The sequence below is a fragment of the Bacillus sp. Marseille-Q1617 genome (genome assembly GCF_903645295.1).
Classification (GTDB): Bacteria; Bacillota; Bacilli; order Bacillales; family Bacillaceae_B; genus Rossellomorea.
This window is the reverse complement of record NZ_CAHJXM010000001.1, coordinates 1,637,333-1,652,679: the sequence shown is the minus strand read 5'-3', so window position 1 is coordinate 1,652,679 and position 15,347 is coordinate 1,637,333. Positions and strand designations below refer to the sequence as shown.

Below are 15,347 nucleotides of genomic sequence, written 5' to 3'. Positions count from 1 at the left end.
TATGAACCTTTTTGGGTCAGTCCCCTACTCTCCAAGAGATGATTGAATGCGATTAATTACCGCTATTATTCAACAATCTCTAAAAAGATTTTTTTCTGTTGTGAAGATCCTGCTGCAGCGTATACCACAGTTCGAATCGATTTAGCTACTCTCCCTTGTTTTCCGATCACCTTTCCCATGTCCTCAGGATGAACAGACAACTTATAGGTTACCCCGTTTGATCCTTCTTCGATATCGATATGAACATCTTCAGGATAATCGACCAAGGGTTTCACAATCGTTAGAATAAGATCTTTCATCGATCTGATCGATTACTTGCTGTTTTTAGCATTGTGGAATTTTTCCATAATGCCTTGTTTTGAGAATAAGTTACGAACTGTGTCAGATGGCTTCGCACCATTTGAAAGCCATTTAAGAGCAAGCTCTTCATCGATTTTCACTTCAGCTGGCTTAGCAACCGGGTTGTAAGTTCCAACTGTTTCGATTTGACGTCCATCACGTGGTGAACGAGAATCTGCTACTACGATACGATAGAAAGGAGATTTTTTTGCTCCCATACGTTTTAATCTGATTTTTACTGCCATTATTAAAGCACCTCCGAATAGTTTCACACAAGTTAGTATGATATCAAATGTGTATTTTGTTTGTAAAGTGTTTTTTCTTAACAGTTCAATTTTTTTTGCAAAAACTGAACGGAATAACCTACATGAATGGGAATTTCATCCCTTTTTTCTTACCTTTACCCTGCATGCCGCTCATTTGTTTCATCATTTTTTTCATGTCTTCAAATTGCTTCAGCAGGCGGTTCACTTCCTGGATGGACGTTCCGCTTCCTCTTGCAATGCGTTTACGGCGGCTTGCATTGATAGTTTCAGGATGAATCTTTTCATTTTTAGTCATCGATTGGATGATCGCTTCGACATGACTAATCTGCTTTTCATCAACCTGAAGCTTATCCAGGCCTTTCATTTTATTCGCTCCCGGCATCATTTTCAATAATTCATCGAGAGGACCCATTTGTCTTACCTGTCCCAATTGCTCCAGGAAATCATCAAATGTGAAAGACATGGTGCGCATTTTTTGTTCCAGTTCTTTGGCTTTTTCTTCATCCACATTGGCCTGTGCCTTCTCGATTAGAGAGAGGACATCACCCATGCCGAGGATCCTTGAAGCCATTCGTTCTGGATGAAAAGGTTCTAGTGCATCCATTTTTTCACCCATACCGACAAATTTGATCGGTTTGTCAGTGACAGAACGGATTGATAAAGCTGCCCCGCCTCGTGTATCACCATCAAGCTTGGTTAATACAACACCAGAGATGCCAAGCGCTTCGTTGAAACTTTGCGCAACATTAACAGCATCTTGACCTGTCATCGCATCGACAACGAGGAAAATCTCATCCGGATTTGAAAGTTCCTTGATCTCTTTCAATTCTCCCATCAGGTTTTCATCAATGTGCAGCCGGCCTGCGGTATCAATCAGTACATAATCGTGATGTTCTTCTTTTGCTTTCTCGATCGCCTGCTTCGCAATTTCAACCGGGCTCACTTGATCTCCTAAAGAGAAGACAGGCAGACTGAGCTGCTTCCCGACGGTTTCCAGCTGTTTGATGGCAGCCGGTCGATAGATATCTGCCGCTACAAGCAAAGGCTTCCGATTATGTTTCTTCCGGAGCAGATTTGCAAGTTTTCCAGTGGTCGTCGTTTTACCGGCACCCTGTAATCCGACCATCATAATGACCGTCGGTGGTCGTTTGGCCACAGCAATCTGACTTTGTTCGCCGCCCATTAATTCAGTAAGCTCTTCTTGAACCACCTTGATGACTTGCTGTCCGGGTGTGAGGCTCTTCATGACTTCCTGCCCGACAGCACGTTCGCTTACTTTCTTAACGAATTGCTTAACCACTTTAAAATTAACGTCTGCTTCTAGGAGAGCAAGACGAACTTCACGCATCATTTCTTTAACATCCGCTTCAGAGATTTTACCTTTACCGCGGATTTTCTGAATTGTACCTTGCAGTCGGTCGGCTAATCCTTCAAATGCCATTCATGCCGCCTCCTAATCCAATATTTCAAGATCATCAATGAGCTTCAGACAGACAGAAGAATCAATTGATGAATCTTCTATACTATTTCTTAATTGAGCAAGAATCTCGTTGCGTTCTTGAAATTTCTTAAATAATAAAAGCTTTTCTTCGTATTCCTCAAGCATTGCTTCTGTACGTTTAATGTTATCATAGACTGCTTGTCTGGATACATGGTACTCTTCAGCAATTTCACCCAGTGAGAAATCATCCAGGTAATAGAGGGACATATAGCTTCTTTGCTTTGGAGTTAACAAAGATTGATAAAAGTCATAGAGATAGTTCATTCTGGTTGTTTTCTCTAACACGATATCCCTCCTTGTTAAGTGAAAAACCTTTACATATGAAGAATACAGATTTTGAGCGTGTTTGTCAAGGTTTCGTCTATATTTTTTAGATGTAAACCAGGGCTGCTTGACTCCGCTTTTGATTTCCGTGCAAGACTTCGCTTTCCGCGGGTAGCCCGTGAGCCTCCTCGGCTTCGCCTGCAGGAAGAAAAGCGGAAGGGCTTTGCTCAAAGGCGCGTTGCATAAGGTGAATCGCGATCCATATGAAAGTATCCATAACATTGGATGATTAAATAAGGGGAGAAATTTCCCTTAATGAAGAAATGGAACTGAAAACAGTTAAAATAACGGGAAGTTTTACTTCTATTTACTTAAAAACCATTAAAATTGGGGATCTATGCACGATTAGAAGAAGATTTTCCTTTTATTTACCCGTATCCAAGCGAGCTTCAGCAGATTAGCGGGAAAATTTCCCCTTATTTATATCTTTAGTTATTCTATAAAGGATAAAGTATCCTGCGAATTCGAAAATTACCAACCTGTTCTCTAGTTTAATAAATGTTTACCTCATTTTCATATCTTTCAACTTTGGAAACTAAACGAACACGTTAGCCAGATTATAAAAAACATTGTAATTGAAGCATTACAGAATGTTCTGTAACGCTTCTATTTAGCGCAGTTTCGGTAACCAGTTCATATACAAATTAGATCCGGTATTCCTTAAAAAGCTTGTTATATCCAATAAAAAAAGGGTTGCAAAATCATTACGATTTGCTTCCCTTTTTTTATAGTTTGTACCTAAAAAAGAACCCGTTACTATAAAAGCTGCTTTTCTTTGTAGTTTATTCTTCTTTATCCACCAGGTTGGAGAAAAGTCCATAGACGTATTTTTCTGCATCGAATGGCTGGAGGTCGTCCATTTTTTCTCCGAGTCCGACGTATTTGACTGGTACGTTCAGTTCGTTTCGGATCGCTAGGACGATTCCACCTTTGGCTGTTCCATCAAGCTTTGTCAGCACGATTCCTGATACATTTGTAGCTTCCTTGAATGTTTTTGCCTGGATCATGGCATTTTGACCGGTTGTGGCATCGAGTACAAGCAGCACTTCATGCGGCGCCCCTGGGATTTCCCTTTCGATTACCCGTTTCACCTTTTCCAATTCTTTCATCAAGTTTACTTTGTTTTGGAGACGTCCTGCTGTGTCACAGATCAGGATATCCGCTTTTTTGGCTTTTGCCGATTGGACAGCATCAAACATCACAGCTGCAGGATCGCTGCCGGCAGCTTGTTTGATGACCGGCACTCCCACTCTTTCTCCCCAGACTTCCAATTGTTCGATTGCACCGGCACGGAAGGTGTCCCCTGCTGCAAGAACGACATTCTTTCCTTCTTCCTTAAACATATGAGCCATTTTTCCAATGGTAGTGGTTTTCCCCACTCCGTTTACTCCTACAAACAAAATGACGGTGAGCTCATCTTCCTTGATATTCAATGAGCCGTCCTCATCATTCCCCCCCTGATAGATTTCCACCAGCTTTTCAGATATAACCGGCTGGATTTCTTCAGTGTCCTGGATATTGCGTCGTTTAACTTCCATTTTCAATTCATCGATCAGTTCCATCACCGTATCGAAACCGACATCTGCACCGATTAGTATTTCTTCAAGTTCTTCGAAGAAATCTTCATCCACTTTACGATAGCGTGCAACCAGGTCGTTCACTCTGGAACTGAAATTATTTCGGGTTTTGCTCAACCCATCTCTGAATTTCCCAGTTACACTGTCACTGGATTCCGTGAATTTATCTTTAAGTTTTTTGAAAAAACTCATCTTTGACACCTCGCCTATTTAGTTTCAAGTAATTCATTTGTCTCTTGAAGCCTTACAGAAACAAGTTTGGATACTCCTGATTCCTGCATCGTAACCCCGTACAGTACATGGGCTTCTTCCATCGTCCCTTTACGATGGGTAATGACGATAAATTGGGTATCGCCGCTGAATTTCTTTAAGTATTGACTGAACCGCTGTACGTTCGCTTCGTCCAGTGCCGCCTCGACTTCATCAAGAATACAGAATGGCACGGGCCGTATTTTAAGAATGGAGAACAAGAGGGCGATCGCTGTTAATGCTCTTTCTCCACCGGACATCAAACCAAGATTTTGGAGCTTTTTTCCAGGAGGCTGCGCCACTATATCGACACCTGTATGAAGGAGGTCTGATGGATCCGTGAGTTTAAGTTCAGCACGTCCGCCTCCAAAGAGTGCTTTGAAGACGCCCTCAAATTCAACCTGTATCGCTGAAAATGTTTGATCGAAACGTCTTATCATTTCTGTATCCATTTCGTTGATGACTTGATACAGCGTGTCTTTTGCTTCAGTCAGATCATTCTTCTGTTCGAGCAGGAATTCATACCTTTCCTTCACACGCTCATACTCATCGATTGCTCCTATATTTACCGTTCCCAGCTCTTCAAGGGCTAATTTAACAAGCTTTACTTTTCTTCTGGCTTCTTCCACTTCAATCGTAAGCGGATAATCTGCCTTCGCAGCCTCAAATGATAGCATGTATTCCTCTCGAAGATGATCCAGACGGTTTTCAAGCTCCACGTCAAGACGATTGATCTTTACTTCTTCGTCTTTCAAGGCGGTTACAAGGCCTTTGTGCTGACGCTTTAATTCTTTCAGTTCGAGTTCTTCGTCTTCAACCGACTTTTGCAGCTTTAAGCGTTCTTCACGACGCATGGAAATAAGTTCTGTCGTTTCTGCTTTTTGGGAGGCGCATTTTTCGGCCTCTTCTATAAGCTGCTTCTCCCCTGAAAAATTGTCCTTCATTTCACTTTGAAGCCATTGAAGGTCTTCTTTTAAGGTATTTAACCTTTTTTCAGTTTCTAGAGCATTTTCTTTTACACGATTTAATTGATTTCTCGTATTTACCAGCTGTTCATTCCTGGCTGCCAATTTCGCTTTCATATCGCTTATCTCATCAGCCAAAGCATCTTTGGAGGTTCTATCCGAATTCTTTTGCAGGGTCAACTCTTCAATTTTACTATCCAGCTCTTTTATTTCATGTTGGATTTCATCCAGTAGTTTTCGCAGTTCACTTGTTCGTGAATCATGTTTTTCTTTAATGGAGGTATAATCCTTCTTTTCAAGATCGTACAAAGAAAGTCTCTCATCCAGGTTTTGCCGGGATATTTCATTTTCACGCAACTGGGATAAGAGCTCCTGCTCTCTCAGGCGCTGACGCTCTCCGGATACTCTCATTTCTTCCAGTTTCCTCTCTCTGAAAGAACTCTCTTCCTTAAGGGATTTCACCTGGATTTGAAGCTGCTCGGTCTGTTTTTCCATTGCTGAAAGCTTCTCTTTCATTTCTTCGAGTTCGCCTTTTCTGGAAAGCAATGAATTTTTCTTCTGCTTCATCGTACCACCGCTCATTGACCCGCCGGCATTTACAACATCCCCATCAAGCGTCACGAGACGGTATCGGTACTGAATAAGCTTGGCGATTTCACCTGCTCCTTTTAAATCCTTCGTGATCAAAACATTTCCAAGCAAGTTGGATATGATCATCTGATAGCGTGAATCATAACCGATTAGTTCAGAACCCACACCTATGAAGGACGAGTGACCTTTTAGCATATTCAACTGACTCTCTGATATGGATTTCCCTTTTATGACATTCATCGGCAGGAATGTAGCTCGTCCATATTGATTCTTTTTCAAAAAGCCGATCGTTTTACGGCCGTCTTCTTCAGTTGCTGTGACGATGTGCTGCATGGACGCAGCCAGTGCAGTTTCCATTGCAGTTTCATACTGCTTCGGAACCTGGATCAGCTCCGCTACAGCGCCTTCAATCCCTGTAAGGACGCCATCCCTTGCTTTTAGCACTTCTTTGACACCCTGGAAGAAACCGGAGTAATCCTCCTCCATTTCTTCTAGCATTTCTTTACGGGATTTTGCCTGTTGCAGGAATTGGTATGCCTGATAAAGGGTTTTTTCCTGTTTTTCGTACTTTGCCCTGATAGATTCCAGCTTTTTCTTCTCTTCTCTATATAAAAAGATATGCTCGTCTATCATTTCTTTTTGCTGCTGAAGTTCCTTGGATAGATCTTTATGTTTTCTCTGCAGTTCATCCCGCTGATGCACATATTTCTCATTATCTGCTTCTAAGCGGCCGCTCCTGCTCGACTGCTGGTCAAGCTGCTGCTGAAGGTATTGGATTTCATTTTTAGCGGCAGCCTGCTGATTCAGTTTTTCAATATAATCACTTTTATATGATTCGATGATGTCTTCAATATTTTCACTGTAGTGCTTCAGCTGATTCTGCTTCTTTGACAATTCATCTTTAAGGGCACTCACTTCAGCTTCGATACCCTTGTAACTTTTCTGCAGACTATTTTTTTCCGAGGATAACTGACCTAAACGAATCTCCGCATCTTCGATCGACTGTCTTAATTGGGTTTCATTGGTAGATGAGTTTTTCTTACGTTCGACCAGCACCTGCTTCCTGCCTTCGAGTTTCTCAAGTTCTTCACTTGTAGAAAGCAATATCTCCTGCAGACCCGTAATAGATTCATCCAGAGCCGAGATTTTATCGCGGGTTTGGGCAAGGACCGCTTCTTTCTTATGAACCCGGGAAGAAAGAGCCAGCTCTTCTTTTCCATGCTTTTCAAAGTCGACACTCAAACGTTCCCATTGTTTATGTAAATCTTCAATATCATAGACGGTCAGAGCCACCTCGAATTTTTCCAGTTCTTCCTTTTTCTCAAGATAATCTTTTGCCATCGAAGCCTGGATCTTTAGAGGCTCTACCTGCCCTTCGAGTTCATGAAGAATATCATTCACACGATTCAGGTTTTCCTGGGTTTCAAACAGCTTGGATTCCGCTTTCTTTTTTCTTGATTTATATTTCAGCACACCGGCAGCTTCTTCAAAAATCGTTCTTCTCTCTTCCGGCTTACTATTTAATATTTCTTCTACTTTCCCCTGACTGATGATGGAAAAAGCTTCTTTCCCAAGTCCCGAGTCCATAAATAACTCAACAATATCCTTGAGTCTGCAAGGCTGTTTATTCAGGAGATACTCGCTGTCCCCTGAACGGAACACCCGTCTTGTTACACTTATTTCACTATAATCGATCGGCAGAGCACCGTCTTCGTTGTCAAGAACCAGTGTGACCTCTGCTATATTCAGAGCTTTTCTAGAGTCACTCCCGGCAAAAATAACATCTTCCATCTTTGAACCGCGAAGACTTTTGGCAGATTGCTCGCCTAAAACCCATCGTATTGCATCGATGATATTGCTTTTTCCGCTGCCGTTAGGTCCCACTACAGCCGTGACACCAGGTACGAATTCCACCGATATTCTTTCTGCAAAAGACTTAAACCCCATTACTTCCAGTTGTTTGAGGAACATCTTCTTTCCCCCTATTTAACGTCTAACTTCTGTTTTAGCTTTTCAAGCGCTCTTTGCGCAGCCTGTTGTTCAGCTTCTTTTTTCGAGCGTCCTTTTCCTATGCCAAGTTCCTCGTCATTAAGACAGACACGAGAAATAAACTGGCGGTTGTGTGCAGGGCCGCTTTCTTCAAGGATTCCATACTCAATCGTACCTGCATTACCTCTTTGAACGAATTCCTGCAATTGACTCTTATAATCCATCACATGAGAAAAAGCACCGATATTTATTTTAGGATAGACAACTTTTTCAAGTACGCTGATCACTGTATCAAGTCCCTGGTCGAGATATACCGCTCCGATGAATGCCTCAAAGACATCCGCCAAAAGAGCCGGCCTTTCCCTTCCGCCTGTCATTTCTTCTCCCTTGCCCAAAAGGATCAATTCCCCGAAATTCATCTCGGTTGAGAATTTGACCAAAGAAGGTTCGCAAACAATTGCCGCTCTCAGCTTGGTCAGTTCACCTTCAGACATCATGGGGAATTTTTTAAAGAGAAATTGCGAAACAGTCAATTCCAGAACTGCATCGCCAAGAAATTCAAGGCGTTCGTTGTCTTCATAAGGTTTTCTGCGATGCTCATTCACATAGGATGAATGAGTAAAAGCTTGTTTAAGTAGTTTTTCATCTTGAAATTTAATTCCTGTTTCCTCCTGGAATTTTTTGAATTTCAAGTCATTCTTTTGTTTTGTTATTCCTTTGTTTCTACTATGCTTTCGCATAAAGCACTCCACCTTGCTCTATAGGTTCTCAAATATACACTTATCAAGTTTATGATAAATAAAACAAATAATCAAAAGTTAATTTAAATGACAAAAAACTTGGCAGAGGAATTCTGCCAAGTTTGAGATGGTTTAAGTACAGACTCACGGGCCTGCAATTAAACGAACGATTATGCGTTTGCTTTTATGTAGTTCACAGCATCACCCACTGTGCCAATTTTCTCAGCATCATCGTCAGAAATTTCCATGTCGAATTCATCTTCAAGTTCCATAACCAGCTCAACTACATCAAGGGAGTCAGCTCCTAAGTCTTCTTTGAAAGAAGCTTCAAGAGTCACTTGAGATTCATCTACACCTAGACGATCAACAATGATTTTTGTTACACGATCTAAAACTTCTGCCATTTTTGTCACCTCCCCTCAAGTATTATAGTGTATTTTAACACGGAATGAAAAGCATATCTGCTGAATTTTCATTTTTTCAGGCTTAAGCCTCTTTCCTTGTTCTTACTACATCACCATTCCGCCGTCAATATGGAGGGTCTGCCCCGTCATATAAGAAGACGAATCAGATGCGATGAAGCTCACAACTCGTGCGATATCTTTTGGATCCCCGAAACGGTTCAGAGGAATTTGTTTTAACATTTCATTTCGTACATCTTCCGGCAGCTGATCTGTCATATCAGTAGAGATAAAGCCAGGTGCAATTGCATTTACTGTAATTCCGCGGGGAGCCAGTTCCTTTGCGGCTGTCTTCGTTAACCCGATGACACCTGATTTGGCAGCCACATAATTCGCCTGCCCGGGATTTCCGCTTACACCAACGATGGATGAGATATTAATAATGCGCCCGCTTCTTTGCTTCATCATCTGGCGGGTCACCGCTTTTGTACAAAGGAAAACACCTTTAAGGTTGATATTGATAACATCATCCCATTCATTTTCCTTCATGCGCATCAATAAATTATCTTTCGTGATGCCGGCGTTATTTACTAGTATGTCCAAAGCGCCAAATTGACTGATCGTTTCTTTTACCATCGCCTGTACAGAGTCACTGTCTGCAACATTGCATTGGATGGCGACCGCTTCTCTCCCGGTGCTTTTGATTTCATCGACCACTTCATTGGCTTTCGCCTCACTGCCTGAATAATTCACCACTACTTTGGCACCTTCACGGGCAAGCTCCAAGGCAATCTCTCTTCCAATCCCCCTGGATGCCCCGGTTACCAGTGCTACTTTTCCATCTAAGTTCATTTAAGCTTCCTCCTTTAACTTTTCAATCACTTCAGTCAAGGAAGCCTCATCTTGGACCGCAAATGTCTTCACACGTCGGTTCACTTTTTTGATGAGACCTGATAGTACTTTACCCGAACCTATTTCAATAAATGTTTCGACCCCGAGGTCCAAAAGTTTTTCCACGGTATCTTCCCATAGTACAGGAGAATACAGCTGTTCAATCAGCAGCCGCTTGATTTCTTCTGCTTCCGAAACCGGTAAAGCAGTCACATTTGCAATGACAGGTACATCTGCATTACTGATTTGAATTGAATCCAGGATCTCAATGAATTTCTCTGCAGCAGGCTTCATTAATTGTGAATGGAAAGGACCGCTTACTTGGAGGGGGATCACTCTTTTTGCGCCTGCCTCTTTTGCACGCTCTGAAGCGGCTTCCACTCCCTTCACGGTACCGGAAATCACGATTTGCCCAGGACAGTTCAGATTTGCGAGCCCGACTGGATAACCTTCTTCAGTCACTCCATCCGTAACCTCTTTTAGAGCTTCCCTGTCCATCCCAAGGACTGCTGCCATTGTCCCTTCACCACTAGGAACAGCTTCTTCCATGAGTTCTCCTCTTTTTCTCACAGCATAGACAGCATCCTCGAAAGAAAGGGAGCCGGCTGCAACCAACGCAGAATATTCACCGAGGCTGTGACCTGCCGTATAGTCTGCCTGGATTCCTTCTGATTTCAATCTCTCCAGGATCGCCACACTCGTGGTTAAAAGTGCAGGCTGAGCATTCGTTGTTTGCGTTAACTCATCCTGAGGCCCTTCAAATATGATAGAAGATAGATCAGTGCCAAGTTTTTCGTCAGCTTTTTTAAAATAGCCCGCAACCTCACTATACTTATCTGCCAGTTCTTTCCCCATTCCTACTGTCTGAGAACCCTGACCTGGGAAAACAAATGCAATTTTACTCATGTGCATCTCCTCCTTTTACAGCTTCCTTGATGGTAGTTGATACGTCATTCTTTACCATTTCTCTTGCCTGTCTTATTGCATTGTATAAAGCTACGTCATTGGATGATCCATGAGCTTTGATGACAGGTGCTTTCAATCCGAATAATCCCGCTCCTCCATATTCTGTGTAATCAAGCATGCCTTTCAATTCCTTTAAGTCGTTTTTCACAAGGCCTGCTGCGATCTTGTTCTTTACAGAAGATGTGAGCGTCTTTTTCAATAGTGAAAAGATAGATAGCGCGGTTCCTTCAATGGTTTTTAATACCATATTTCCCGTGAAGCCGTCCGTGACGACGACATCTGCTGCACCATTCAATAAATCGCGTGACTCCACATTCCCAATAAAATTCACAGGAGCGTCTTTCATAAGGCTGAACGATTTCTTAGTCAGCTCATTACCCTTTTTGTCTTCGGTGCCGATATTCAATAAACCGACACGAGGCTGTTTTATTCCTCTTACCCTTTCAGCGTAAATACTGCCCATGATCGCATATTGAACCAAATGTTCCGGTTTTGCATCTACATTTGCCCCTAAATCAAGCATCAAAAAGCCGTTCCCGTCAAGGGTCGGAAGGGTGGGAGCAAGAGCCGGGCGCTCTATGCCATCTATTCTTCCCACAATGAATAAGCCGGCTGTCATCAGTGCTCCTGTATTCCCTGCAGAAATGCATGCATCTGCTTCACCATTTTTCACAGCCTGGGCCATCAATACCATCGAAGAATTCTTCTTCCTCTTGACAGCGCGCACAGGTTCATCAGTGCCTTCGATCACTTCATCTGTATGGACGATGGTCAATCGTCCATGTGAAGGAAGCCACTCTTTGATTTTATTTTCGTCCCCATATAATAAAACCTCTATATCATGAAACTCTGACAGTGCTTTCTTTACACCAAGGACAATATCTTTAGGAGCATGATCTCCGCCCATTGCATCAACGGCTAACTTCATCTATGATTCATCCTTTTCTGTTTTTTTGGAGCGGTACATCTCGAAGTCCCCTCTGAACACGAGTTCGCCTCCGACATAACTATGTACCTCCACCATCGTTCGGTCTCTTTCACCTTTATTATGTATCACCTTGGCCTTCGCCACTACTCTTTCGCCTTCTTTTACCGGATGTGTAAAGCGGATCGTAGACTTGGCCGTTAAAGCCAGTTCATCATTTATTACAGCGACTGCAAGTGAATTAGCCTGTGCAAATAGATGATGTCCCCTTGCAATTCTATTTCTCACAAAAACATGCTCAGCTTTGACATCGAAAATAGATATTGCACTTTCATCCAACTCTATATCAATAATTTCACCGATGACCTCTTCAATCGGCAGCGATTTAACTTCATCTTCAAATGATTTTTCGGCTACGTTTTTAATGCGTTCACGAAGCTCCGGAATCGAGAGTTCCATTCGGTCCAGGCGTATTGTTTGTACACTGACACCAAAGCGCTCTGCCAATTCTTCATCGGTAATAAAGGGGTTTTCCTTTATCGTTTCTAATAGGTTCGTTTGTCTTTCTTTTTTTGAAAGTCTCATTATTCAACACCGTCCACTATTAGTACTAGGTACTAATAGTAGTATATAATTTAAAAAAGCAGATTGCAAGAAATAATCTCACAATCTGCCTTTCTAGTCGAGCTTTTCACCTTCCATCACACCCGATTCCGATAAGAATGAACGTAATTCTTTCCAGTCCGCGTCTTTCCAGAAGCCTTCGGAGTTTATCAATGCAGAGGCATCATCCCTCGCAACCTCCAATGCACGATAATCATGAACCATATCTGCTACCTTGAATTCGGGCATACCGCTTTGTTTTTTACCAAAGAAATCACCTGGTCCGCGCAGTTCAAGGTCCTTCTCACTTAACACAAAGCCGTCATTGGTTTCGGTCATGATTTTCATGCGTTCTTTACCGACCTCTGTTTTCGGTTCCGCTAATAAAATGCAATAAGACTGGTCCTCGCCCCGTCCTACACGTCCACGTAATTGATGCAGCTGAGATAAACCGAATCTCTCAGCATCATAAATGAGCATAAACGTGGCATTTGGAACATTGACCCCGACTTCTACCACTGTAGTTGATACCAGGACTTGAAGGTCATTTGAACTGAATTGTCTCATTACATCATCTTTTTCATCCGGATGAAGCCTGCCATGCATGAGGCCCACTTTATAGCGGCCTTCAAAATATACGAGAAGCTGATTATAGACATCAATCGCATTCTGGACATCCAATTTGTCGGATTCCTCGATTAACGGGCAGATGACATATGCCTGCCTTCCCTGATCAAGCTCTTTATCCATAAACGTCAAGACACGGGGAAGCATGTCAGCTTTTGCCCAATAGGTTTCAATCGCTTTTCTTCCCGCCGGCATCTCGTCGATGATACTCACATCCATTTCACCGAAAACCGTGATGGCAAGAGTTCTCGGAATAGGAGTGGCAGTCATAAATAAAACATCCGGGCTTTCCCCTTTTTCTCTTAGCACTCTTCTTTGATTGACACCAAAACGGTGCTGTTCATCGGTTACGACCAAGCCCAATGATTTAAATTCGACATCTTCCTGGATAAGCGCATGAGTGCCGATCAAAATATCGATTTCTCCTTCTTTTAATTTCTCTAAAAGAAGTTTTCGCCTCTTCCCTTTAACAGAACTGGTGAGAAGTGCGACGGATAATCCGGCTGGGGATAAAAGCTCACTAAGAGATTCTGCATGCTGCTCGGCTAAGATTTCAGTCGGGACCATGAGAGCCCCCTGATACCCTGCTGTAACAGACGAAAACAAGGCGATGGCCGCGACGACGGTCTTTCCTGATCCTACATCCCCTTGCAGAAGACGGTTCATTCGAAAAGGGGACTTCAGATCGGATGAAATTTCATTCACCACTCTTTTTTGTGCCCCTGTTAATGGAAACGGGAGGGAATCCGTGAATGCTTTTATTTTTTCAACATCATAGTGCTGCTGAATTCCTGATGATTGTTCCCTTTCAAATTTCCGGAGCGCTTGCATTTTCAGCTGAAACAATAAAAATTCTTCGTAAACGAATCTCCGCCTTGCCTGCTTCATATCAGAGGGGGAAGAAGGGAAATGCAGCTGGTAAAGTGCTTCTTCGCGCTTCATCAATTTGTACTTATCAAGAAGGACGGCAGGCAGATTTTCCGAGATAATGTGCTGGTAATCCGTGAAAGCTTTTTTTATGAATTTTCTCAGGGTATTATTCTTCACATTCCCCTTCAAAGAATATACCGGTTCGAAATCACCCTCTTTGTTATGAGGGCCGGCCTGGAAATGCTGGGCTGTTATGACCTGCCTGTTCTTATCCCATTTACCCGTCACTGTTACCGTATCATGCAAATTGATCTTCTTTTTCAAGTAAGGCTGATTGAAGAACACAGCTTGAATTAAATATCGCCCGACCAGAATCCTGACGGTCAGCCGGGATTTCTTTCTTCCATAATACATCAGTGAAGGTTCGGAATGGACTTTCCCTTCGACAGTGACTCTTTCATCGTGTGCGACTTCCTCTAAATCTCTCAGCCTGTAATCCTCGTATCGATAAGGCAGATATTCCAACAAATCCAGAACACTGTGTATCCCCATTTGATTCAGCTGCAGAGCAGTTTCCTCACCAATCCCCTTTATGTTCTGGATTGTAGGTTCTTCGTTATGAATCTTCACGTTTATTCAGAGAAACCCCGAAAATTTTCGCTTCTATTTCCCTGCCCGTAGGAGTCGCGGCTAAACCGCCTTGTGCTGTTTCCCTTAAGGCAACAGGCATTGTTTGACCGATTTTATACATAGCGTCAATCACTTCATCACACGGAATCCTGCTTGTGATCCCGGCCAGTGCCATATCGGCCGCAACCATTGCATTGGCCGCCCCCATCGCATTCCGTTTTACACATGGGACTTCGACTAATCCTGCGACAGGGTCGCATACAAGTCCGAGCATGTTCTTCAATGTAATGGCCATGGCCTCAGCTGATTGACCTGGAGTGCCTCCAGCCATTTCAACAATAGCGGCCGCAGCCATCCCGCTTGCCGATCCCACTTCAGCCTGACATCCTCCTGCAGCGCCTGAGATCGAAGCATTATTTGCCACGACAAAGCCAAATGCACCAGACGTAAATAAGAATCTGACCATTTCATCTTTTGAAGGGTTTAATTTATTTTTCACGGCGAATAAGGTTCCCGGAACCACCCCGGCAGAACCCGCTGTCGGCGTTGCACAAATCGTTCCCATGGCTGCATTTACTTCATTAGTAGCTACAGCTTTACTGACAGCATCCAAGATGGTGTCTCCTGATAATGACTTGCCTTTTTCTATATATTTCTGCAAAAGAACAGCGTCTCCTCCTGTCAAACCAGAATGAGATTTTACACCTTCGAGGCCGCGCGCCACTGCCTGCTCCATAACCTCAAGGTTTTTTTCCATTTGAGCATAGATTTCGTCATAAGATTTACCTGTAAACTCCATCTCCTGCTCGATCATGATATCCGATATTTTTTTATTTTGACTTTCAGCCAGTTCTATTAACTCGGCAACATTTCTAAACATATAGAACCCCCCT

Annotated in this window: 14 protein-coding genes; all 14 read right to left on the bottom strand. The window is 42.9% G+C overall.

The genetic code is table 11. The features are described 5' to 3' along the window. Positions 1-65: 65 nt before the first annotated feature. Positions 66-299 (bottom strand): KH domain-containing protein, encoded by a 234-nt coding sequence (locus HWX64_RS08230; RefSeq protein WP_175988943.1) that lies wholly within the window; start codon positions 297-299, stop codon positions 66-68. A gap of 12 nt (positions 300-311) precedes the next feature. Then, a complete protein-coding gene (gene rpsP / locus HWX64_RS08225) occupies positions 312-584 on the bottom strand; it encodes a 30S ribosomal protein S16 (RefSeq protein ID WP_032088859.1) in 273 nt (90 codons plus the stop codon). Between the two features lie 118 nt (positions 585-702). After that, entirely contained in the window at positions 703-2,046 is a 1,344-nt protein-coding gene (gene ffh, locus HWX64_RS08220; RefSeq protein ID WP_175988941.1) for a signal recognition particle protein, read from the bottom strand. Between the two features lie 12 nt (positions 2,047-2,058). After that, positions 2,059-2,394 carry a putative DNA-binding protein gene (locus HWX64_RS08215; protein WP_175989686.1) on the bottom strand — a complete coding sequence of 112 codons (336 nt, stop codon included), beginning with the start codon at positions 2,392-2,394 and terminating at the stop codon, positions 2,059-2,061. An 818-nt stretch (positions 2,395-3,212) separates the two neighbouring features. After that, positions 3,213-4,199: a signal recognition particle-docking protein FtsY gene (gene ftsY / locus HWX64_RS08210; RefSeq protein WP_175988939.1), complete on the bottom strand. Its 987-nt coding sequence runs from the start codon at positions 4,197-4,199 to the stop codon at positions 3,213-3,215. Positions 4,200-4,213: 14 nt separating this feature from the next. Then, a complete protein-coding gene (gene smc, locus HWX64_RS08205) occupies positions 4,214-7,783 on the bottom strand; it encodes a chromosome segregation protein SMC (RefSeq protein ID WP_175988937.1) in 3,570 nt (1,189 codons plus the stop codon). 11 nt (positions 7,784-7,794) lie between these two features. Next, the gene (rnc, locus tag HWX64_RS08200; protein ID WP_175988935.1) at positions 7,795-8,541 is read right to left on the bottom strand and encodes a ribonuclease III; all 747 of its coding nucleotides are present in this window, start codon (positions 8,539-8,541) and stop codon (positions 7,795-7,797) included. A gap of 170 nt (positions 8,542-8,711) precedes the next feature. Continuing rightward, entirely contained in the window at positions 8,712-8,945 is a 234-nt protein-coding gene (gene acpP / locus HWX64_RS08195) for an acyl carrier protein (protein WP_032088865.1), read from the bottom strand. Positions 8,946-9,050: 105 nt separating this feature from the next. Continuing rightward, complete coding sequence (gene fabG / locus HWX64_RS08190) at positions 9,051-9,794, bottom strand: 3-oxoacyl-[acyl-carrier-protein] reductase (RefSeq protein ID WP_175988933.1); 744 nt, start codon at positions 9,792-9,794, stop codon at positions 9,051-9,053. Further along, positions 9,795-10,739 (bottom strand): ACP S-malonyltransferase, encoded by a 945-nt coding sequence (fabD, locus tag HWX64_RS08185; RefSeq protein WP_175988931.1) that lies wholly within the window; start codon positions 10,737-10,739, stop codon positions 9,795-9,797. It lies immediately after the preceding gene. Then, positions 10,732-11,727 (bottom strand): phosphate acyltransferase PlsX, encoded by a 996-nt coding sequence (plsX, locus tag HWX64_RS08180; protein WP_175988929.1) that lies wholly within the window; start codon positions 11,725-11,727, stop codon positions 10,732-10,734. Before plsX ends, fabD begins: the two co-directional genes overlap by 8 nt. Then, the gene (fapR, locus tag HWX64_RS08175; RefSeq protein WP_175988927.1) at positions 11,728-12,309 is read right to left on the bottom strand and encodes a transcription factor FapR; all 582 of its coding nucleotides are present in this window, start codon (positions 12,307-12,309) and stop codon (positions 11,728-11,730) included. Positions 12,310-12,402: 93 nt separating this feature from the next. Beyond that, on the bottom strand, positions 12,403-14,460 hold the full coding sequence (gene recG, locus HWX64_RS08170; protein ID WP_175989685.1) for an ATP-dependent DNA helicase RecG: 2,058 nt from the start codon (positions 14,458-14,460) through the stop codon (positions 12,403-12,405). After that, entirely contained in the window at positions 14,441-15,334 is an 894-nt protein-coding gene (gene sdaAA / locus HWX64_RS08165) for an L-serine ammonia-lyase, iron-sulfur-dependent, subunit alpha (RefSeq protein ID WP_175988925.1), read from the bottom strand. Before sdaAA ends, recG begins: the two co-directional genes overlap by 20 nt. Positions 15,335-15,347: the final 13 nt, after the last annotated feature.

What these genes read in the sequence shown, in the direction of transcription:
- acpP (WP_032088865.1), bottom strand. Translation starts at nt 8,945, where the DNA reads ATGGCAGAAGTTTTAGATCGTGTAACAAAAATCATTGTTGATCGTCTA.
- sdaAA (WP_175988925.1), bottom strand. Translation starts at nt 15,334, where the DNA reads ATGTTTAGAAATGTTGCCGAGTTAATAGAACTGGCTGAAAGTCAAAAT.
- rpsP (WP_032088859.1), bottom strand. Translation starts at nt 584, where the DNA reads ATGGCAGTAAAAATCAGATTAAAACGTATGGGAGCAAAAAAATCTCCT.
- ftsY (WP_175988939.1), bottom strand. Translation starts at nt 4,199, where the DNA reads ATGAGTTTTTTCAAAAAACTTAAAGATAAATTCACGGAATCCAGTGAC.
- ffh (WP_175988941.1), bottom strand. Translation starts at nt 2,046, where the DNA reads ATGGCATTTGAAGGATTAGCCGACCGACTGCAAGGTACAATTCAGAAA.
- plsX (WP_175988929.1), bottom strand. Translation starts at nt 11,727, where the DNA reads ATGAAGTTAGCCGTTGATGCAATGGGCGGAGATCATGCTCCTAAAGAT.
- fapR (WP_175988927.1), bottom strand. Translation starts at nt 12,309, where the DNA reads ATGAGACTTTCAAAAAAAGAAAGACAAACGAACCTATTAGAAACGATA.
- rnc (WP_175988935.1), bottom strand. Translation starts at nt 8,541, where the DNA reads ATGCGAAAGCATAGTAGAAACAAAGGAATAACAAAACAAAAGAATGAC.
- smc (WP_175988937.1), bottom strand. Translation starts at nt 7,783, where the DNA reads ATGTTCCTCAAACAACTGGAAGTAATGGGGTTTAAGTCTTTTGCAGAA.
- fabD (WP_175988931.1), bottom strand. Translation starts at nt 10,739, where the DNA reads ATGAGTAAAATTGCATTTGTTTTCCCAGGTCAGGGTTCTCAGACAGTA.
- fabG (WP_175988933.1), bottom strand. Translation starts at nt 9,794, where the DNA reads ATGAACTTAGATGGAAAAGTAGCACTGGTAACCGGGGCATCCAGGGGG.
- HWX64_RS08230 (WP_175988943.1), bottom strand. Translation starts at nt 299, where the DNA reads ATGAAAGATCTTATTCTAACGATTGTGAAACCCTTGGTCGATTATCCT.